We start from the raw sequence: 20197 nt of genomic DNA on the forward strand, positions 1-20197 counted from the left end.
CGTCTAGGAGCCGCCATGACCGCAGGTGTCACCATCCCGAACGCGGTGCAGACCATCCGCCGGATAGCCGACCTGCCGTTCCTCGCGGAGCAGGCGTACGGCGACGCGGTGGCGTGGCGGTTCAAGCAGGACGGACAGTGGCGCGAGCAGACCTACGCCGAGATCTCGGAACTGGTGCTGGACCTCGCGTCCGGGTTCGTCCACGCCGGACTGAAGGCGGGCGACCGGGTCTGCGTGCTCGCGAACACGCGTCCTGAGTGGACGGCGGTCGAACTGGCCGTGCTCGCGGCGGGCGGCATCATCGTGCCGATCTACCCGTCGAGCACCGCCGAGGAGATCGCCTGGGTGGTCGGCGACTCCGGCGCGGCGATCGTGGTGGCCGAGAACGAGGAGCAGTGCGTCAAGGTCGAGGTCGTCAGCTCCGAGCTGCCCGAACTGCGCTCGGTGTTCTCGATCGACCCCGCCGGCGACCGGCCGAGGATCGCGGAGCTGCAGGACACCGGCCGCACCTCGCCGCTGGCCGACGTGCTGGACGTCCGCCGCGCGGCGATCAGGCCGGAGGACCCGAGCCTGATCATCTACACCTCGGGCACCACCGGCCCGCCCAAGGGCTGCGTTCTCACCAATGCGAACTGGGTCGCACTTTGCCGCGTCGCGGAAGAAGCGCGCATCGACGCGATGACCGGCACCGTTTACCTGTTCCTGCCGCTCGCGCACGTCTTCGCGCAGATCATCATGTTCGGAACGATGTACCGGGGCGGCGCGCTGGCCTACTTCGGTGGCGACATGAAGGCGATCGTGCCGGAGCTGTCCGAGGTCCGGCCGACGTTCCTGCCGTCGGTCCCGCGCATTTTCGAAAAGATCTACACGTTCGTCACGTCGAACGTGCCCGCGGAGCAGCTCGCGCAGGCCGTGACGCTCGGTCTGGAAGTGCGGCGCCGGCGTTCGGCAGGTGAATCCGTGCCGCCGGAAATGGCGGCGGCGTTCGAACAGGTCGACGCGCTGTTCGCGAACGTGCGCGCGGTGTTCGGCGGTCGGCTCGTGCAGGCGCTGTCCGGCGCCGCGCCCATCTCCCGTGAGGTGCTGCAGTTCTTCCACGCAGCCGGCGTGCCGGTGCTGGAGGGTTACGGCATGACCGAGTCCACGGCGGTGGGCACCATCAACACGCTCGGCCGCTTCAAGCTCGGCTCGGTCGGCGCGTCGGGCGTGGCGGGCCTCGAGATGACCGTGGACGAGGACGGCGAGCTGCTGATGCGCGGCCCGCACGTCTTCGCGGGCTACTGGCGCAACGACGAGGCCACCGCCGAGACGCTGCGGGACGGCTGGCTGCACACCGGTGACCTGGGCGAGATCGACGCGGACGGCTTCGTCACGATCACCGGGCGCAAGAAGGACATCATCATCACCGCGGGCGGCAAGAACATCGCGCCGGCGAACGTGGAGAACGTGCTGCGCCAGTCCCGCTGGGTCTCCCACGCCGTGCTGTTCGGCGACCGCAAGCCGTACTGCGTGGCCCTGATCACACTGGACGCGGACGAGATCGTGCCGTGGGCGACGGCGCGTGGATTGCCGTCCGACGTCGAATCATTGGTGGGTCACCCGGACGTGCGAACGCTCGTGCAGGAAGTTGTCGACGAAGCGAACTCGCACTTCGCCAGTGTTTCCCAGGTGAAGAAGTTCGTGCTGCTCACCAGGGACCTGTCCCAGGAGGAAGGGGAGCTCACCCCAACGTTGAAGGTCAAACGCAACGTTGTACATCGCCTTCACTCTGGGTTGTACGAAGGGCTCTACGAGTAACCCGTACGTACGAGAAATCCAAAAACAGGTACATCCACCCTGGCGGAATTCTTCCGCTCAGGGCAGAGTGGGACACCAAGCGGCGCTAGGCCCCCTCCCCCCTCGGGCCCAGCCGCTTCGCGGCCCCGGCTCAAGGCGTACTCCCCCCAGACGCCCAGCCGGGGCCGCCTTGCATTGTTTGGTGCCGTGGCCCGAATCGGGCCACGGCACTTCTCACTTGCGAGGCGGAGTCGTCGTTCCCCGAACGATCAACTGGGTCTCGGCCACGATCTGCGGCACCTCGGTGTTGTCCGAGTCCAGCCAGTCGAGCAACAGGTTCACGGCGGTGCGGCCGGCCTGCGCCACCGGCATTGCCACCGTTGTCAGCGCGGGCGAGCACAGCGCGGCGTACGTGAGATCGTCGAACCCGGTCACCGACACGTCACCGGGCACCGAGATCCCGCGATCCCGCAGCCGTGCCAGCACGCCCAGCGCCATGATGTCGTTGTAGGCCACGATCGCCGTCGTGTCGGCCGCCACGGCCAGATCGGCCGCCTGCAGGCCGCCCTCGTACCGCGGCGCGAACGGCCCGAGGTCGACCAGGTCCACCTCGTGCTGGGCGACCGCCTTCATCAGCCCGCGGCGACGCTCCTGGTTGGACCACGAGGTGCGAGGCCCGTTGAGGTAAGCGATCCGGTGGTGTCCCAATGCGACGAGGTGGTCGATGATGGCGTGCATCCCGCCCGCCGAGTCCATCAACGCGGCGGGCACGCCGGGCAGGCGCCGGTTCAGCAGCACCAGCGACGTCGCCCCGGCCACCTCGTAGACCTGCGAGTCCTCCAGGCCCGGTGCGCACAGCACGACGCCGTCGACCTGCTTCGCCATCGCGTGCACGAGCTTCGCCTCGGCGACCGGGTCCTCGTCGCTGTCCGCCACGAACACCGCGTAGTCCGCCTGCATCGCCCGCGCCTGCACGGCCTTGAGCACGCCCGTGAAGAACGGGTTGTCGAGGTCGGGCACGACGATGCCGATGTTGCCCGTCTTGCCCGTGATGAGCCCGCGGGCCGCCCGGTTGGGCTGGTAGCCGAGCTCGGTCGCGGCAGCCAGCACGCGTGATCTGGTCTCCGGGCGCACGAGCTCAGGAGACGTCAGCGCACGCGAAACGGTGGCTACCGATACGTGCGCCCTGCGAGCCACGTCGCGGATGGTGACTGCCACTGATACCTCACCCTCAACAGCCGGTTGAAACAATCATGACGGGTGACGTGTTAAGCGGGGTCTTTGAGTCGGGTCACGAGCTGGGTCGGGTTCACAAACCTAAGCGCGATCACCAGCAGGACCAACATCGACCCCGTGTAGATCACGGCCATCGAGTCGACCATCTGCTGTGGCCGGATGCCCGCCGACGACATCGCCTCGTACAGCGACACCACCAGGGTCTGGCTGGCCGGACCCGCCGTGAGGAACGTCAGCTCGAACATGCCCACCGTCCTCACCAGCACCAGGATCGACGCCGCGAGGACGCCCGGCACGAGCAACGGCGCCAGCACGCGGGTGAAGATCGCGAACGTTGAGGCGCCGCACATCCGCGCCGCCGACTCGATCTTCGTGTCGATCTGCTCGATGAAGGGCGTCATCGTCAGCACGACGAACGGCACGGCAGGCACGAGGTTCGCCGCGATCACCCCGGCCATGCTGCCCGCCAGGTGGAACTTGTACAGCACCGTCGCGAGCGGGATGCCGTACGTCATCGGCGGCATCAGGATCGGCAGCAGGAACAGCACGTTGAGCAGCTTCTTGCCGGGGAAGTCGCGTCGTGCCAGCGCGTAGGCCGTGGGAACTCCGATGAGGACGGAGACGACCACGACCGAGATCGCGACCTGGAACGTCACGACCAGCACGTCCAGCAGCCGGTAGTCGCGCCACGCCTCGCCGTACCACTTGCCGGTGTACCCGTCGGGCAGCCAGGAGCCGAACCACGTCTCGGCGAACGAGTTCGTGACGACCGCGCCGACGATGCCGGCGAGGTTGAGCATGAAAAACGCCAGAGCACCCCATGTCAGCCACACCACAGGGCGAGCGGTGAGCCTCATCCCTTGCCTCCCGTCGCGCCGCGGAACAGGGTCGTGCGCCAGATCAGCACCAGGCCGATCACGATCAGCATCACCAGCGCCATCAGCATCGCGATCGCCGATCCCAGCGCGAAGTCGTTGTCCCGCAACGCCGTCTCGTACGCGGCGATCGACATCACGTGCGTCTCGCCGACCGGGTCGCCGACCATCACCGCACTGGGGAACACGCTGAACGCCAGCACGAAGCTCAGGCAGAACGTGACGGCGAGCCCCGGTGCCAGCAGCGGCATGGTGATCGTCCGGAACCGCTGCCGGCGCGAGGCGCCCAGCGTCGCCGCGGCCTGTTCCAGCGTCGGGTCGATGCCGGAGAGGTACGACAGCGTCAGCAGGAACGCGAACGGGAACCCGGTGATGACCAGGCTGAACAGCACACCCCAGTAGTTGTGGGTGAGCTTCGCCGGTTCGTCCGCTCCCAATGCCGTCCAGACGCGGTTGAACCACCCCGCCGGTCCGAAGAACGCGAGCAGCCCCTCCGCCGTCAGCACAGTGCCGAGGGTGATCGGGACTACCAGGATCGTCGTGAGTGCCCGCTTGCCCCGGAACCGGCCGCGCATCCGGAACGCGATCGGGATGGCCGCCAGCACGTTGAACAACGCCGCGGGCAGCCCGAGCCGCAACGTGATCCAGACGGTCTCCGCCAGGTAGGGGTCGGAGAAGAAGGTGATGTAGTTCTGGAACGGGCTGCCGCCGCCCTTGGGCTGGAACGACAGCTGCAACCCGTACAGGAACGGGTAGACGAACAGCAGCACCACGAAGACCGCGCCCGGCACCAGCAGCCACAGCACGCGGTCGACGCCCTTCTCGGCGAGCCGGTGCTTGAGTGACGCCCGCTCGAGTGTCGCCGTCACGAGAACACCAGCACGCGTTCGACCGGCACCGTCAGCATGATCGTGTCGCCGGGCGCCAGCCGCGAGTTCGTGCGGACGTGCAACGGCGAACCGTCGCGCAGCCGAGCCTCGACCGCCTGCTCGCGCCCGTGGTACTCGACGATCTCGACCACCGCTTCGAGCGCGTTCTCCCCGGACTCCCCGACGGTGAAGTCCTCTGGCCGCACCGCCACCACGGCTTGCGGCCCGAGCTCCTCCCGCTTGACTCCGACGAGCTTCACCCCGTCTCCGGTGTGGACGGTCGTGCGCTCGCCGTCCTGCGAGGCGACGGTCACCGGGATCATGTTGCGGTAGCCCATGAACCCGGCCACGTACCGGTTCACCGGATGCGCGTAGACCTCCTCCGGTGAGCCGACCTGCTGCACCTCGCCGAGTCGCAGCACCACGAGCCGGTCGGCGAGGGCCAGCGCCTCCTCCTGGTCGTGCGTGACGTACACGGTGGTGAGTCCGAGCGACTGGTGCAGCCGCCGGATCTCCGTGCGCATCTCCAGCCGCAGTGCCGCGTCCAGATTGGACAGCGGTTCGTCCATCAGCACCAGCGGCGGTTCGAGCACGATCGCGCGGGCGATCGCCACCCGTTGCTGCTGGCCACCGCTGAGCTGGGCCGGGAACTTGTGCTGGTGCTCCTCCAGTTGCACGAGGCGCACGGCCTCGTCCACGCGGCGGTTCAGCTCGGCCTTGGGCGTTCTGCGCATGGACAGCCCGAACGCGACGTTGCGCCGCACCGACATGTGCGGGAACAGCGCGTAGTTCTGGAACACCATGCCGAACCCGCGCTTCTCCGGCGGCAGGTCGTCGATCCGCTTGCCGTCCACCGTGATCCGCCCGCCGGTGAGCGGCAGCAGACCGGCGAGGCAGTTCAGCGCCGTCGACTTCCCGCACCCGGACGGGCCGAGCAGGGCGACGAACTCGCCGCCCTTGATCGTGAGGTCCATGCCCCGCAGGGCAACGGTGTCACCGAAGGCCCGCCGCACGTGATCGAGGTGCAGCTCCGCGAACCTCACTTCTTGCCGATCTCTCGGTCCCACCGCTGGAACGCCTTCACCTGCGCGGTGGCCGGCAGCGACTGCTCCTTCGGGTTCTCCTCGATCAGCCGGTCGTACTCGGCGCGGCCGAACTTGGCGATGGCCTCCTGCGACTCCTTCGGCGCCATGTCCAGCGTGACGCCCTTGACCGCGGGGCCGGGGTAGAAGTAGCCCTTGTCGTAGGCCTTGGCCTGCTGCCGCGGCTCCAGCATGAACTTGATCAGCGCGAGGTTCGCCGACAGCACGTCCGCGGAGACGCCCTTGGGGATCACGGCGTAGTGCGCGTCGGTGACCCAGTGGAAGCCCTTGAAGGTCGCGATCTTCATGCCCTCCGGCACCGAGCCGAGCACGCGCGGGTTGATGTCCCAGCCGGTGGTCGAGGCGACCATCCACGACGTGCCGTTCGCGAGGTTCTTCATGACGTCGGTCGTGCCGCCGGGGTAGTTGTCGACGTACTGGCCGAGCTCCTTCAGGTACGCCCAGGTCTTGTCCCAGCCGTTCTCCGGGTCCTTGGGATCCTTGTCCCCCAGCAGGTACGGCAGTCCCATGAGGAACGTCCTGCCGGGACCGGAGTTCGCGGGCCGCGCGTACTGGAACTTGCCGGGGTGCGCCTTCGCCCACTCCAGCAGTTCGGCGGGAGACGACGGTGCGGCGGGCACCTTCGCCGGGTCGTACTCGAGCAGCGGGCCCGCCGGGTAGTAGGTGATCGCGACGCCCTGGTTCTGCGCGAGCTTCTGCATCTCGTTGGCGGCGGGAAGGTACACGTCCTCGAGCTTCGGGAGTCTCGCCGAATATTCGGGGAGCACGGTGTGGACGAGTTTCTGCTCGATGACGCTCGCCAGGCCGTCGGTTCCGGTGAGCACCAGATGGGTCTGCGAGGTGCCCGAGTTCTGCTCGGCCTTGAGCTTGCCCGGCATGTCCGGCGCCGTCGCCTTGGTGGCGTTCACCTTCGACACGAAATCGGGGTGTGCCTTCACGAAATCGTCGATCATGCCCTGCGTGAGCTGCAGGTTGCCGGCCACGTCGAGCACGTTCAGCTCGACCGGTTTCGACGGCTTGTCGGGGACGGACGAGGGCGTGTCCTGTGTTTGTGGAACCTCCGGCGCACCACACGCCGTGACGAGTAAGAGGGCGGGGATGACGAGCCGCAACTTCATTGTCCAGCGCATCTCATGGCTCCCTAACTGACTCTGGACCTGGCGCGCGAAAACGTTTACGGTTTTTCTGTAACACTCGTACACCCGCCGCCGGGTCGAACGCAATGCCGCCGCCGCACCACCTGTTCCCAACGAAAGCAGGAGGCACCTGTGGCACCCCGTTCACGGCGGTTGCCGGCGAGAACCGGCATCCTGGCCACCGCGCTCGCAGTGGCGGTGAGCTCGCTCGTCTCCGCCGCGCCCCCAGCCGCCGCCGCGGATGTCCTGCTGTCCCAAGGAAAACCGGCGACCGAGTCGGCTTCCGGCGGCGCGAACTACGCACCTCGCAACGCCGTCGACGGCGACTCGGCGACGCGCTGGGCCAGCAAGTCGAACACCGATCCGGCCTGGATCCGCGTCGACCTCGGCACGTCCGCGACCATCAGCCGCGTCCGGCTGCAGTGGGACCTCTCGTGTGCCAAGGCGTACCGCGTCGAGACCTCGGACAACGACTCCACGTGGACGTCGATCCACACGACCGCCGACGGCAAGGGCGGCGTCGAGGACCTGACGGTCACCGGCCGCGGCCGCTACGTCCGCGTGTACGGCACCACGCGCTGCCGCACCGGAACGTCGTACGGCTACTCCTTGCAGGAGTTCCAGGTCTTCGGCAACACGGGGCCGGTCGACGCCGAACCGCCGAGCGCGCCCGCGAACCTCGTCGCCTCGGACGTGAAGCCGGACTCGGCGAAGCTGACGTGGGAGCCGTCGACGGACAACGTCGCGGTGACGTCGTACGAGATCTACAACCTGGGCCAGTTCGTGAAGTCCGTGCCCGGCACGTCCACCACGATGACCGACCTGAAGCCGAACACCACGTACGGCTTCTACGTCAACGCCAAGGACGCCGCCGGCAACATCTCGCAGGCCTCCACCACGGCGGAGTTCAAGACCCCGCCCGCGCAGGAGGACCCGATCCCGCCGACCGCGCCGAAGAACCTGCGTTCCCCGGCGCAGACCGCGAACTCGGTGTCGCTGGCGTGGGACGCGTCGACCGACAACATCGGCGTGACGCGCTACGAGGTCTACAGCGCCGGTGCGAAGGTCGGTGACTCGACCTCGACGTCGGCCACGATCGGCGGCCTCAAGGCGAACACCGACTACAAGTTCACGGTCAAGGCCTTCGACGCGGTCGGCAACGCCTCACCCGCGTCGAACGAACTGACCGCGCGCACCAAGTCCGGCGGCGACCAGGTCGGTGCCGTCACGCAGATCGCGACCGACAACGACGTGCCGTGGGGCCTCGCGTTCCTGCCCAACGGTGACGGCGTCTACTCGCGCCGCGACGCGCAGGACATCGTGCGCATCACGCCTTCCGGAGCCAAGACGACCCTGGGCAAGGTCCCCGGCGTCTCCGGCACCAACGGCGAAGGCGGCCTGCTCGGCATCGAACTGTCACCGACGTTCGCCGCGGACGGCCTGATCTACGTCTACCACACGGCTTCCGGCGACAACCGGATCGTGCGCGCCAAGATCGAGAACAACTCGCTCACCGGCTGGACGACGTTGCTGACCGGTATCCCGCGCAACAAGTTCCACAACGGCGGCCGCCTGCGCTTCGGCGCCGACGGCAAGCTCTACGCGGGCACCGGCGACGGCCAGAACGGCGCGAACGCCCAGAACAAGCAGAACCTGGGCGGCAAGGTCCTGCGCCTGAACCCGGACGGCTCCGCGCCGTCCGACAACCCGTTCTTCAGCGAGGGCGGCAACGCCCGCTACGTCTGGACCTACGGCCACCGCAACGTCCAGGGCCTCGCCACGGACTCGCAGGGCCGCATGTGGCAGGCGGAACTCGGCAACTCGAACATGGACGAGGTCAACCTGCTGCAGAAGGGCGGCAACTACGGCTGGCCGTCCTGCGAGGGAACCTCCGGCTCGTGCGGCGGTTACGTGGCACCGAAGAAGACCTTCTCGGTCGGTTCCGCGTCGCCGTCCGGTCTCGCGATCGTGAACGACGTGCTGTTCCTCGCGGCGCTGCGAGGCGAACGCCTGTACCGCATGCAGATCAGCGGCTCGTCGGTCGGCACGACGACGTCGCACTTCCAGGGCACCTACGGCCGGCTCCGCACCCCGGAGCCCGCGCCGGACGGGTCGCTGTGGGTCACGACGTCCAACGGTGACAAGGACTCCACGGCGGGCAACAGCTCCACGAAGTTGCTGAAGGTGGCGCTGAACTAGCGGTTCAACGCCTTGAGGGGCACTCCGCGTGGAGTGCCCCTCAACGTCAGGCGGACCGGGTCCGCCGCCGGCGCACGAAGATCGTCGTGACCACGTACGCCAGGAACACCAGCTGCGCGCAGACCACGGCCCCCGTCGCCCACGCCGGCGTTCCGTCGGGAAGTGCTCCCAGCGCCAGTGTCGGCCCGGCCGTGCCACCGATGGTGGCGACGGTCAGCGACATCGAGTCGGTCAGCTCGTGCAACCGGCCCGACGGTCCTCTCACGTCCACGGCTTTGTCGTCGAACTCGATGCGCAGCTGTGCCGTGTCGCCAGGCTCGTCGTTCGGCTCCGGCTCGCCCAGGTCCGGAGTCACAACACCTGTGTTCACAAGTGTTCTCCTTGCAACCCGGCACCAACCGTTGCGCCCGCTGTGAGCGCGGCGTCCGGGGGACCGTGTCCCGCAGTCGCGTGCGGTGAGCCAGGAACGTCCCCCGCTCTGGCTCGCATCACGCGTCTTGTGCACGGTCCGTCATCAGGATAGCGCTGCCCCTCCCGCTTTGCGCAACCGATTCGCCACATTTTCTGTGTCAAAAAGCTGCCGGACATGTGCGACCATGGGTGCATGGGAACCGAGCAGGGCAAGCCGGCTGTCGTCGAGCGCGTCAACGTCGCGTTGATCGCGGACTCGGCTGCCGCGCTGGGCAGGCTCCAGGCGCGCACCGGCATGAAGAAGGTCGACATCGTCAACCGGGCCGTGCAGCTCTACGAGTTCCTGGAGGCGCAGATGCGCGAGGGCAGGGAGCTCGTGGTGCGCGACGAGAACGGCATCGACCGCATCGTCAAGATCTTCTGACCGTCAGTCCGTTCAGCAGCAACGAGATCAGCCGCCGCGGGTCGTAGCGCGGATCGTCGTCGCGCCCGATGCACAGGTTCCCGATCCCGCGCATCAGTTCGAACGGCCGCACGTCGTCCCGGATCTCCCCGGCCTTCGCCGCCGCCGCGAGCAACGACTCGCACACCGGCCCCAGCCGGTCGAGGAAGTACTCGTGCAACGACTGGAACCCGCTGCTGTCCGACTGCATCGCGCCGGCGAGCCCGTGCTTGGTCACCAGGAAGTCCACGAACAGGTCGACCCACGCCCGCAGAGCCGCGAAGGCCGAGTCCGAAGTGGACAGCAGGACCGGACCGGCTTCCGCGCACGCCTCGACCTGGTGCCGGTAGACGGCCACGACGAGGTCCGCGCGGGTGGGGAAGTGGCGGTAGATCGTGCCCATGCCGACGCCGGCCTCGGCCGCGATCTCGCGGATCGGCGCGTCGACGCCGGACCTGACGAACACCTCGGCCGCGGCCGTGAGCAGGGTCTGCTCGTTGCGCACGGCGTCGGCTCGCTTGCGTGGTGGCACGCGCGCTCCCTTCGCGGACGGTTGACAAAGCGGAACAGTGCTCCGTATCGTTTCGGAACGTCGCTCCGCTTTAGTGGACTGTACTCGAAGGGAACCTGATGACCGTCTTCACGGTGAGTCCTATCGTGCTCGAGATCCCCGGCAGGCCCGTTGAACTGCAGGTGAAGGTCTCCGCGCCCACCGAGGGCGTCGGCCTGCCGATCCTGCTGCTCTCGCACGGGCAGGGCTACTCGAACCACCTGTCCTCGCTGAACGGCTACGCGCCGCTCGCGAACCACTGGGCCGAGCAGGGCTTCGTCGTCCTGCAGCCGACCCACCTGAGCTCTCGAAGCTTGAACCTGCCCGCCACCACGCCCGGCGCGCCGATGTTCTGGCGGGAACGCGCCGAGGACATGTCGCACCTCATCGACCGGCTCGACGAGATCGAGAAGGCCGTGCCGCAGCTGCAGAACCGCTGGGACCGCACCAGGATCGCCGTCGTCGGCCACTCGATGGGTGGTCACACCGCGAGCCTGTTGCTGGGCATGAGGACCGAGGGCGTGAGCCTGAAGGACGACCGGATCAGGGCGGGCGTGCTGCTCGGCTCGACCGGCCGGGGTGACGCGGTCACCGACGTGGTGAAGGAGAACTACTCCTTCATGCAGGACACGGACTTCAGCGAGATGACCGCGCCCGCGCTCGTGGTCGCCGGCGACGCGGACGCCTCCGAGCACCTCACCACCATGGGGCCTGCCTGGCACGCCGACCCGTACCACCTCTCGCCCGGCCCGAAGGACCTGCTCACGCTGTTCGGCGCGGAGCACGGGTTCGGCGGCGTCTCCGGGTACGACGTCGCCGAGACCACGGACGAGAGCCCCGAACGGGTCGCGGCCGTGCAGCAGCTCACCACGGCCTACCTGCGCGGTCAGCTGCTCGGCACGACCGACTGGCAGGACGTGGTCACCGAACAGGGCCGCGTCGAGTCCAAGAGCTAGTGGGCGTTGGGCTCCGGGTTCGTCCCCGCCCTTGACAGGAACTCGAAGTCGCAGCCCTCGTTGGCCTGCGTGATGTGCTCGTAGTACAAAGCGCCGTACCCGCGTTCGAACTTCGGCGGCGGCGGTGTCCACGCGTCCCGGCGACGCGCCATCTCCTCGTCGGAGATCTCCACGCGCAGCACCCGCGCCTCGACGTCCAGCGTCACGAGGTCGCCGTCCCGCACCAGCGCCAGCGGCCCGCCGACGTGCGCCTCCGGTGCCACGTGCAGAACGCATGCGCCATAAGAAGTTCCGCTCATCCGCGCGTCCGACACGCGCACCATGTCCCGGACACCCTCGCGCAGCAGCTTGTCCGGGATGGGCAACATCCCGTATTCCGGCATGCCGGGCCCGCCCTTGGGGCCCCCACCGGCCAGCACGATCACCGAATCCTTCGTGACCGCCAGCGAAGCGTCATTGATCCGTGCCTGTAGATCCTTGTAGCCGTGGAAGACCACGGCGGGCCCGGTGTGCCGCCACAACGCGGGATCAGCCGCCACGTACTTGATCACCGCGCCGTCAGGAGCCAGATTGCCCCGCAGCACAGCCAGTCCACCCTCGGCCGAGATCGGGTCGTCCGAAGACCGGATCACCGACGAGTCGTACACCTCCGCGCCGTCGAGGTCCTCGCCGAACGTCCGCCCGGTCACCGTGATCCGCTTGAGGTGCAACGACTCCCGCAACCTCGACAGCAGCCCGCGCAGCCCGCCCGCGTAGTAGAAGTCCTCCATCAGGTGCTCACCGGCGGGCTGAACGGAAGCCAGCACCGGCACCTCGCGTGACAACCGGTCGAAGTCGTCCAGTGACAACGAGATCCCGGACCGCCCGGCCATCGCGATCAGGTGGATGTACGAGTTCGTGGACCCGCCCAGCGCCAGCACGGTCCGAATCGCGTCCTCGTAGGCCTCCGCCGACACCACGTCGGCGATCGTCAGTCCCTCGCGCACCATCTCCACCACGCGCATGCCCGACGCGGCCGCCATCCGGTGGTGCGCCGAGTCGACGGCCGGAATCGACGACGCGCCAGGCAAAGTGAGTCCCAACGCCTCCGCGGCGGCCGTCATGGTCGAGGCCGTGCCCATCGTCATGCACGTGCCGGGGGAGCGGGCCAGCCCTGACTGGATCTCGGCCCAGTCCGACGACGAGATCGTGCCCGCCCGCTTCTCGTCCCAGAACCGCCACATGTCCGTGCCGGACGCGAGCTTCTCGCCCCGCCAGTGCCCGCGCAGCATCGGCCCGGCGGGCACGAAAACTGTTGGCAGCCCAGCGGAAGCCGCGCCCATCAGCAACGCCGGAGTCGTCTTGTCGCAACCGCCCATCAGCACGCAGCCGTCGACGGGATAGGACCGGAGGATCTCCTCGGTCTCCATCGACAGCATGTTCCGGTACATCATCGGAGTCGGCTTCTGGTACGTCTCCGACAACGTGGAAACCGGGAACTCCAACGGATGGCCGCCCGCCTCCCACACCCCGCGCTCGACCTGCTGAGCCCGTTCGCGCAGATGCATGTGACACGGGTTGATGCCGCTCCACGTGTTCAGGATCGCGATGACCGGCTTCCCGAGGTGCTCGGAAGGATTCATGCCGAGCTGCCGCATGCGGGCGTTGTGCGAGAACGCCCGCATCCCCTCGCCCTCGAACCACTCCGCACTCCGAAGCTTCTTCTGGGCGAAGGTCACAGCAGACTCCACGAGTTGAGCAGCACGCCCACGGCAGAACGATCAGCCTCACTCAAAACGCTGGCAGGCGGACGCACGTCCCGACGGCACAAGCCGAGCTGCGCCAACGCCTCCTTCACCACGGACACGTTGTTCGCCGACTCGGAAGCGGCCCGCAGCTCCTCGAACTTCCGGATGAACTCCCAGAACTCCATCGCCGCACCGAACTCACCGGCCCGCAGGCAGCGGAACATCTGCACCGACAACTGCGGCGCCACGTTCGCCAGTCCCGACGTGAACCCGGAGGCGCCGACCGCGAAGTACCCCGGCGCCGACAGCTCGGCCAGCCCCGCGACCCACGTCAGCCGCTCCAGCCCGGCGTCCCGCGCGACCGACGCGAACCGCACCGGGTCCGGCACCGCGTACTTCACGCCGACGACGTTCGGGCACGCGTCCGCCAGCGCGGCGATCTGCGCGCCGCCGATCCGCGGGTTCCGCACGTAGAGGATCACGCTCAGCTCGGGCACCGCCGAGGCGATCTCCCGGTGGTAGTCGACCCACCCGTCCAACGAGACGTACGGGTGCACCGGCTGGTGGATCATGATCCCCCGCGCGCCGGCCCGATCCGCGAACCGGGCGGCGGCGACCGCGGACGACAGGTCGTGTCCGACCCCGGCGACGATCGCGGCCCGGTCCCCGACCGCGTCCACGGTGATCCGCAGCGCGCGCTCCGTCTCGTCGGAGGACAACGTGTAGAACTCGCTCGTGTTGCCGTTCGGTGTCACGACCGAGACACCGCCCTCGACCATCCGGTCCACGATCGCGGCGTAGTTCTTCTCGTCGATCGCCCCGTCCGCGTCGAACGGGGTCACGGTGATCGCCACGACGGACGCCAGCTGGTCGGACAGGTCATCGAACGACATCGGGAAGCTCCTCGACTACTCGGTCGGCGAAGGTCTGGATGTGGCGGCGGAGCAGGTCGGCCGCGGCGTCGCCGAACCCCTCCTCCGCGGCGACGAGGATCGCCCGGTGCTCGGCGTCCTCGGCGTCCCAGGTCGGGCTGATGCCCCAGCCCGCGACGGTGATCAACGCGGCCTGGTCGCGCAGCCCGTCGAGGATCTCGACCATCAACGGGTTGCCGCACCCCGCGTAGAGCGCGCGGTGGAAGCGGCGGTTCGCCAGACTGCGTCGTGCCAGGTCAGAGGTGTCGTCCAACGCCGACCGGGCCTCGGCGAAGTCGGCCCCCGCCAGGACGGAGCGGCGCAGCGCCTCGGGCTCCATCAGCATCCGCACGTCGTAGACGGAGGACGCCATCTCGGCGTCGACCGTGCGGACCGTGGCCCCCTTGTACGGGCTCATCACGACGAGCCCCGACCCGGCGAGCGTCTTGAGCGCCTCGCGCACGGGCGTCTTCGAGACGTTGAGCGTTGCGGCGAGATCGGTTTCGACGAGTGCCTGCCCGGGCTTCAGCTTTCCATAAAGAATCGCTTCTTTGATCGATTCCAGAACGAAGTCCGTCCGGGACGCCGGAAGTGCTCCAGCCCGGTCATACATCATATATGAGAGCGTAGGAGCTGCTGGAGGCCCAGGTCAACCGTCTTGTGTGGGCTGCGCAACGTCCTTGTATCTGGGTTGAACCAACTTCCTCTTCGGCTCGTTTTGAAGGTGTTGGTCACCGCTGCACGCGGGACTGGAGAAGGAGAAATTTGAGTGCATCGTTCCGCGTAACCGTGTCCATTGCCGCGTCCGCCAGCGCATGGCACCGAACGTCCTGGGCACCAACGAGTTGAACGAGAACGACATGCTGATGGAAGAACTGCCACCGGAGGCCATGCTTGACGGACCTCCACCGAACGCGGACCACCTGCTTCAGCGCACGCTGGGCACGGTCCGCGATGAGAGACATAGGGCCGTGCGTCGCCGTGGGCGTATCACGGCCCTGTCATCGACCCTCGTGGTCGCCGGAGTGCTCGCTGGGGGCGTCTGGATGGGCCAGGGCTCGGGGGTGGGTGGCACCGCCGACGCGCTCTTGCAGGGGACCTCGTCGACGGGCGCGCACATGGCCGTGCAGGTCACCGACACCGAGGGCGGCCTGAAGCTGGTCGCGACGGTCGACGGGATGCAGGACGGGGAAGCCTGCTGGCTGGTCGTGCACACGAAGGACGGACGAACCTTCACCGCCGGTTCATGGAGGGCGCACGACGGTGAGGTGACCTTGGCCGGGTCCGCGATGGTGCGGGCAGGGGACGTGGCCGGGGTCAGCGTGGTGAACCACGACCGCCTGCCGCTGGTGACCGCGCAGTAGAAACAGACGCGGTAGCAGGAGCAGGACTCAGGTCGCGAAGACCTGCGAGTCGTCGGCGAACGCCTTCACCTCGATGGCGTTCCCCGACGGGTCGCGGAAGAACATGGTCCACTGCTCGCCGGGCAGTCCGGCGAACCGGCGGTAGGGCGCGATCGCGAACTCCGTGCCCGCCGCCTGCAGCTTGTCCGCGAGCAGCAGGAACGCCTCGACGCCGAGCAGCACCCCGAAGTGCGGCACGGGCACGTCGTGGCCGTCGACGGCGTTGTGCGCCGCCACGGGTCTGGGGTCCTTGACCAGGTGCGTCACGAACTGATGGCCGAAGAGGTTCCAGTCGATCCAGCTGTCGCTCGACCGGCCTTCCGGGCAGCCCAGCACACCTCCGTAGAACGCGCGGGCCTGCCCCAGGTCGGTGACGGGCACCGCGAGGTGGAAACGAGGGATGGTCTGGGTCACGTGATGACTTCCTTCCACACTCGACCCAGGAATTTGACCCTCCTGTTTCCGCGATGTCAACATTCGGACATGCCCCTCCCCGCTGTTCGGCCGGTCCTGCGCAAAGGTGTCGCGGGGGAGGCCGCGGACCGGATCAGAGACGCGATCCTGAGCGGCGAACTGGCCGCCGGCAGTGCGCTCAAGGAGGTCGAGCTCGCGAGCCAGCTCGGGGTCAGCCGCGGTTCGGTGCGAGAGGGCCTTGTACTGCTGGAAGGCGAGGGTCTCGTCGTCTCCGAGTGGCACCGCGGCACGTGGGTGCGCCCGCTGGACCCGGAGGACGTCGAGGAGCTCTACACGCTGCGGACGGCGCTGGACGTCCTCGCGATGCGGACGGCGGCGGTCAAGGCCCGGAATTTCGACGCTCTGGACGCGGTTGTCGGGGCAATGGAACTTGCCAGGACCGACGCCGAACGGGTCGCGCTCGACATCGAGTTCCACGACGCCGTGTACGCGGCGACGGGGCATCGGCGGCTGACGGAGGCGTGGCAGGCGATCCGCAGCCAGGTCCACCTGTTCCTGCTCGCGCGGATCGTCGGCGACCCCTCCTACCAGGGCAACGTCGTGCCGGAGCACGCCGGTCTGATCGCGGTTCTGCGCTCCGGTGACGCCGCCAAGGCAGCGCACGCGGCAGAGGAACACCTGCGCGGTTCGTACGCGAAGCTCGTGGAGCAGCGGTGACCGGTCCAATTGAGACAGACCACTTTGGTTTGCCCGAACGGGTTGGCAGGCTGTGATCGTGGCCCGGAACAAACCGGCGACCTTCGCGGTCGCGGTGGTCGCGGTCCTCGTCGTCGCGGGCTCCGCGGTCCTGCTCAACGGCACGTCCAACGGCGCGCCGTCCGCTGACCAGTACGTCAGCGAGCTCGACCAGGTGCTCACCGAACCGAAGACGCCGAACGTCGTCATCCGGTGCGGTGCGAACGAGGAACGTCACCTCAACGCGGACAACCCCGTTGTCTCGCCAGGCATCCCGTTCGGCGCGCACCACACGCACGAGTACGTCGGCAACAGGTCGGCCGACGCCAAGTCGACCGACGACTCTCTCGCGGCCGCGTCCACGACGTGCGAGAAGGACGACCTCTCGACCTACTACTGGCCCGTGCTGCGCCTGACCGACGGCACCGGCCACGACGCGCACGCGGACGGTGGCGGCCTGCACGGCAACACCGGTGAGGTGCTCAAGCCGAAGAGCGTGGAGATCCGGTACGACGGCAGCCCGGTGAGCCCCGTGCTGCCGATGCCGCGGTTCCTGCGCCTGATCACCGGCGATCCGTCGGCGTTCACCAACGACTACGGCCCGAACACGCGAGCCCGGTGGGGTTGTTCGGACCAGCCGGGCCGCTACACGACGAAATACCCGTTGTGCGGCAACGCGACCACGTTGCGGAACTATGATTTCGGCAGCTGCTGGGACGGCAACAACACCGACAGCGCCTCACACCGCACCCACGTGGTGTTCCCGCTGGCCGGCGGGATGTGCCCGGCCAAGACGTTCCCCATCCCGCGGCTGCACGTCACCGTGGGCTACGACGTCCCGCCAGGTCATCCGTTCGCGATCGACAGCTTCAAGGAGGAGTTGCGCGACCCGGCGACCGACCACGGGATGTACATCAACGTCATGCCGGACGCGCAGATGGCGGAGCTGGTCGGGACGCTCAACCGGTCCCGCTAACATCCGGCATTCCAATTTTTAGTTGAAACCCGTTGAACCGAAGTTCCCGGCTGCTCGTGTGACGGCTGAGGTCTTGAACAGGACGCCCGCAAGAGGTGTTCGCGGGCGGGGAGGAGTGGGTGGATGGCGGCTTTGTTCTCCCGCAAACGGGAGACCGCGGCCGACGAGGCACTGATCCGATCGCTCTACGAGGAGCACGGTCGGGCGCTGCTGGCGTACGCGACGCGGTTGACCGGCGATCGGGCGGCTGCCGAGGACGTGGTCCAGGAGACCCTGGTCCGAGCGTGGCGCCATCCCGACGCCCTCGTGAACGGCAAGGGATCGGTGCGCGGCTGGTTGCTGACGGTGGCGCGCAACATCGTCACCGACAGGGTGCGTGCGAAGGCGGCGCGCCCTCAGGAGGTGGCGGAGTCCCCGACGACGCCACCGATCGAACGCGACCACGCTGACCAGGTCGTCGACTCGGTGGTGGTGCTCGAAGCGCTCGACAGGCTGTCCTCCGACCACCGCGACGTGCTGATGGAGATCTACTTCCGCGGCCGGAGCGTGACGGAGGCGGCGGAAGCGCTCGGGGTGCCACCGGGAACGGTGAAATCAAGATCGTATTACGCGTTGCGAGCCTTGAGGGAGACCTTCGGAGGTCAGAAGGTCGCACTGAAGGGGGTGGCCGGATGACCACGCAGCACGACCCGCAACTGCTCGGTGCTTACGTTCTTGGAGCACTGGACGAGCAGGAGGTGCGTGAGATGGACGAGCACCTGGCGTCCTGCCCTGAATGCGCGCGTGAACTCGGAGAGCTCCGCGACATGGAGGCCTTCCTCGGCGAGGTGCCGCCGGAGGCCATGCTGGACGGGCCGCCCGAGGGCGGCGATCTGTTGTTGCAGCGCACCCTGCGCCAGGTGCGTTCGGAACGAGGTGGCGTCGCACGGCGTCGTCAGTTCACGCTTGGTGCCGCGGCGGCCGTTGTGGCCGCACTGGTGCTGGGCGCCGGAGTCTTCGTCGGTAAGGCCACTTCACCCGAAGTGAATCAGGCCCTTCCCACACCGACGGTGGCACCGGACCCGGCGGGCACCAAGCTCGCCACGTTCACGGACCCGGTGACGAAGGCGTCGATGACGGTGAAGGTCGTCCCCGCCGCCGGATGGGTTCGCACGAACATGGCGATCAACGGCATTCCCGAGGGCGAGAAGTGCCGGATCTTCGTCGTGTCGAAGGACGGCAGCCGCCAGGAGGCAGGTTCCTGGGTGGTGTCCAAGAAGGGCGCCGCCGAGGGCACGAACCTGGACGGTTCCGCGTTGGTCGATCCCAAGGACGTGCAGTCCGTGGTGGTCGAGAACTTCGCGGGCAAGAAGTTCGTCGAGGTGCCGGTTCAGGCGTGACCGAGGGGACGAGGGGCCGCTTCCGTGCTGCGGAGGCGGCCCCTTTTCTCACGGCTTGAGCACGACTTTTCCCGCCGTGGCGCGGGATTCCAGCGCTTCGTGCGCCTTCGGGGCGTCCTTGAGCGCGAACGGCGGGTGGACCGCGGGCACGAACCGGCCGCTCGCCAGCCCCGCCAGCGACTCCTCCTCCAGCGCCCGCAGGCCGCGCCGCATCAGGCCGGGCCCGAGCGCGACGGTCGCGGTGAGGCTGTTCGGGAACAACGCCTCCGTGCTGATCGGGGTCATGGCCCCGGACGCCCAGCCGTAGATGACGTGCCGCCCGCTCACGCCGAGCGTCTTCAACGCCAGCGCGCCCGCCTCGCCGCCGACGCCGTCCAGCACCACGGTCATGTCCTTGAGCCCGTCCGCCCAGCCGGGTTGGGTGTAGTCGATGGCCGCGTCCGCGCCGTTGTCCATGACGAGGTCGAGCTTCTCGGTGCTCGCGAGGCCGATGACCTGCGCGCCGACGTTGCGCGCCTCCTGCACGAACAACGCGCCCATGCCGCCCGCCGCCGACGTCACCAGCACGACGTCGTCCTTCGTGAGCTTCGCCGAGTCGAGCACCGCGACCACCGTGCGGCCCGTGCCGATCATGGCGACCGCCGCCTCGAACGACACGTCGTCGGACAGCGCGTGCAGGGCGCCCACGCCGGCGACCGCGAGTTCGGCGTAGCCGCCGTTCGCCTGGCCGAGGTGCGCGACGACCCGGCGGCCGAGCCAGTCGCTCGAGACGTCGTCGCCGAGGGCGGTGACGACGCCCGCGACCTCACGTCCCGGCGTCATCGGGAAGGCGACGGGCCCGAAGCCGCCCTTGCGGATGGTGGTGTCGACGAGGTGGACGCCGGCGGCGGCCACGGTGACGCGTACCTGGCCCGCGGCGGGTTCCGGGTCGGGGACCTCCTCGAACCGGAGGTTCTCCGCCGGGCCGAACTCGTACTGCCGAATCGCGAACATGCCCGTGACGCTACGAACTCCACTTAACTGGAGGTCAACAGCAGTCAGCGGCGGCGGCTGGTAACACCTTCGGGTGTTGATCTTCGGCAGGTGACCGCAAGCGCGG

21 protein-coding genes are annotated in these 20197 nt (G+C 68.2%); 9 read left to right on the top strand and 12 right to left on the bottom strand.

From position 1 onward, the window contains the following. The first annotated feature begins 15 nt into the window (after window positions 1–15). The gene (locus ACIQF0_RS24910) at window positions 16–1797 is read left to right on the top strand and encodes an AMP-dependent synthetase/ligase (protein WP_401032957.1); all 1782 of its coding nucleotides are present in this window, start codon (window positions 16–18) and stop codon (window positions 1795–1797) included. 213 nt (window positions 1798–2010) lie between these two features. Here ACIQF0_RS24910 and ACIQF0_RS24915 read toward each other — a convergent pair whose 3' ends face one another. Genes ACIQF0_RS24915 through ACIQF0_RS24935 form a run of 5 tightly spaced genes read right to left on the bottom strand, consistent with a single transcriptional unit; the run spans window position 2011 to window position 6989 of the window. Beyond that, the gene (locus tag ACIQF0_RS24915) at window positions 2011–2994 is read right to left on the bottom strand and encodes a LacI family DNA-binding transcriptional regulator (RefSeq protein WP_401032959.1); all 984 of its coding nucleotides are present in this window, start codon (window positions 2992–2994) and stop codon (window positions 2011–2013) included. Window positions 2995–3044: 50 nt separating this feature from the next. Then, complete coding sequence (locus ACIQF0_RS24920; protein WP_401032961.1) at window positions 3045–3869, bottom strand: ABC transporter permease; 825 nt, start codon at window positions 3867–3869, stop codon at window positions 3045–3047. Beyond that, window positions 3866–4756 (bottom strand): ABC transporter permease, encoded by an 891-nt coding sequence (locus tag ACIQF0_RS24925; protein WP_401032963.1) that lies wholly within the window; start codon window positions 4754–4756, stop codon window positions 3866–3868. The genes ACIQF0_RS24920 and ACIQF0_RS24925 overlap by 4 nt, the downstream gene beginning before the upstream one ends. Continuing rightward, the gene (locus ACIQF0_RS24930; RefSeq protein WP_401032965.1) at window positions 4753–5799 is read right to left on the bottom strand and encodes an ABC transporter ATP-binding protein; all 1047 of its coding nucleotides are present in this window, start codon (window positions 5797–5799) and stop codon (window positions 4753–4755) included. Before ACIQF0_RS24930 ends, ACIQF0_RS24925 begins: the two co-directional genes overlap by 4 nt. Beyond that, window positions 5796–6989 carry an extracellular solute-binding protein gene (locus ACIQF0_RS24935; RefSeq protein WP_401032966.1) on the bottom strand — a complete coding sequence of 398 codons (1194 nt, stop codon included), beginning with the start codon at window positions 6987–6989 and terminating at the stop codon, window positions 5796–5798. Before ACIQF0_RS24935 ends, ACIQF0_RS24930 begins: the two co-directional genes overlap by 4 nt. Before the next feature lie 138 nt (window positions 6990–7127). Here ACIQF0_RS24935 and ACIQF0_RS24940 point away from each other — a divergent pair, with 138 nt between their 5' ends. Beyond that, entirely contained in the window at window positions 7128–9194 is a 2067-nt protein-coding gene (locus ACIQF0_RS24940) for a PQQ-dependent sugar dehydrogenase (RefSeq protein ID WP_401032968.1), read from the top strand. 46 nt (window positions 9195–9240) lie between these two features. Here ACIQF0_RS24940 and ACIQF0_RS24945 read toward each other — a convergent pair whose 3' ends face one another. Then, the gene (locus ACIQF0_RS24945; RefSeq protein WP_401032970.1) at window positions 9241–9564 is read right to left on the bottom strand and encodes a hypothetical protein; all 324 of its coding nucleotides are present in this window, start codon (window positions 9562–9564) and stop codon (window positions 9241–9243) included. A 234-nt stretch (window positions 9565–9798) separates the two neighbouring features. On the opposite strand from ACIQF0_RS24945, the gene ACIQF0_RS24950 reads away from it, so the two are divergent. Beyond that, a complete protein-coding gene (locus ACIQF0_RS24950; RefSeq protein ID WP_401032972.1) occupies window positions 9799–10029 on the top strand; it encodes a hypothetical protein in 231 nt (76 codons plus the stop codon). On the opposite strand, the gene ACIQF0_RS24955 is transcribed toward ACIQF0_RS24950, so the two are convergent. Then, complete coding sequence (locus ACIQF0_RS24955; RefSeq protein WP_401032974.1) at window positions 10016–10579, bottom strand: TetR/AcrR family transcriptional regulator; 564 nt, start codon at window positions 10577–10579, stop codon at window positions 10016–10018. The genes ACIQF0_RS24950 and ACIQF0_RS24955 overlap by 14 nt on opposite strands. Window positions 10580–10677: 98 nt before the next feature. Here ACIQF0_RS24955 and ACIQF0_RS24960 point away from each other — a divergent pair, with 98 nt between their 5' ends. Continuing rightward, on the top strand, window positions 10678–11553 hold the full coding sequence (locus ACIQF0_RS24960) for an alpha/beta hydrolase family protein (protein WP_401032976.1): 876 nt from the start codon (window positions 10678–10680) through the stop codon (window positions 11551–11553). Here ACIQF0_RS24960 and araD read toward each other — a convergent pair. Genes araD through ACIQF0_RS24975 form a run of 3 tightly spaced genes read right to left on the bottom strand, consistent with a single transcriptional unit; the run spans window position 11550 to window position 14807 of the window. Continuing rightward, window positions 11550–13271, bottom strand: coding sequence for an L-arabinonate dehydratase (gene araD, locus ACIQF0_RS24965; protein ID WP_401032978.1), 1722 nt, complete (start codon window positions 13269–13271; stop codon window positions 11550–11552). The genes ACIQF0_RS24960 and araD overlap by 4 nt on opposite strands. Beyond that, on the bottom strand, window positions 13268–14173 hold the full coding sequence (locus ACIQF0_RS24970) for a dihydrodipicolinate synthase family protein (protein WP_401032980.1): 906 nt from the start codon (window positions 14171–14173) through the stop codon (window positions 13268–13270). The genes araD and ACIQF0_RS24970 overlap by 4 nt, the downstream gene beginning before the upstream one ends. Then, complete coding sequence (locus ACIQF0_RS24975; RefSeq protein ID WP_401032981.1) at window positions 14160–14807, bottom strand: GntR family transcriptional regulator; 648 nt, start codon at window positions 14805–14807, stop codon at window positions 14160–14162. The genes ACIQF0_RS24970 and ACIQF0_RS24975 overlap by 14 nt, the downstream gene beginning before the upstream one ends. Window positions 14808–15006: 199 nt before the next feature. Here ACIQF0_RS24975 and ACIQF0_RS24980 point away from each other — a divergent pair, with 199 nt between their 5' ends. Next, window positions 15007–15555: a hypothetical protein gene (locus ACIQF0_RS24980; protein ID WP_360032245.1), complete on the top strand. Its 549-nt coding sequence runs from the start codon at window positions 15007–15009 to the stop codon at window positions 15553–15555. 27 nt (window positions 15556–15582) lie between these two features. Here ACIQF0_RS24980 and ACIQF0_RS24985 read toward each other — a convergent pair whose 3' ends face one another. Continuing rightward, a complete protein-coding gene (locus ACIQF0_RS24985; RefSeq protein WP_360032242.1) occupies window positions 15583–16008 on the bottom strand; it encodes a VOC family protein in 426 nt (141 codons plus the stop codon). 69 nt (window positions 16009–16077) lie between these two features. On the opposite strand from ACIQF0_RS24985, the gene ACIQF0_RS24990 reads away from it, so the two are divergent. The 4 genes from ACIQF0_RS24990 (at window position 16078) to ACIQF0_RS25005 (ending at window position 19098) form a co-directional block, all read left to right on the top strand. Beyond that, on the top strand, window positions 16078–16725 hold the full coding sequence (locus tag ACIQF0_RS24990; RefSeq protein ID WP_360032239.1) for a GntR family transcriptional regulator: 648 nt from the start codon (window positions 16078–16080) through the stop codon (window positions 16723–16725). A gap of 58 nt (window positions 16726–16783) precedes the next feature. Then, window positions 16784–17719 (top strand): DUF1996 domain-containing protein, encoded by a 936-nt coding sequence (locus ACIQF0_RS24995; RefSeq protein WP_401032984.1) that lies wholly within the window; start codon window positions 16784–16786, stop codon window positions 17717–17719. 123 nt (window positions 17720–17842) lie between these two features. Further along, window positions 17843–18394: a sigma-70 family RNA polymerase sigma factor gene (locus ACIQF0_RS25000; RefSeq protein WP_325516962.1), complete on the top strand. Its 552-nt coding sequence runs from the start codon at window positions 17843–17845 to the stop codon at window positions 18392–18394. After that, on the top strand, window positions 18391–19098 hold the full coding sequence (locus ACIQF0_RS25005; RefSeq protein ID WP_360032233.1) for a zf-HC2 domain-containing protein: 708 nt from the start codon (window positions 18391–18393) through the stop codon (window positions 19096–19098). The genes ACIQF0_RS25000 and ACIQF0_RS25005 overlap by 4 nt, the downstream gene beginning before the upstream one ends. Before the next feature lie 48 nt (window positions 19099–19146). Here ACIQF0_RS25005 and ACIQF0_RS25010 read toward each other — a convergent pair whose 3' ends face one another. Further along, window positions 19147–20091 (bottom strand): zinc-binding dehydrogenase, encoded by a 945-nt coding sequence (locus ACIQF0_RS25010; protein ID WP_401032986.1) that lies wholly within the window; start codon window positions 20089–20091, stop codon window positions 19147–19149. Window positions 20092–20197: the final 106 nt, after the last annotated feature.

Origin of the sequence: Lentzea sp. NPDC092896 (genome assembly GCF_044754905.1) — a bacterium.
Classification (GTDB): domain Bacteria; phylum Actinomycetota; class Actinomycetes; order Mycobacteriales; family Pseudonocardiaceae; genus Lentzea.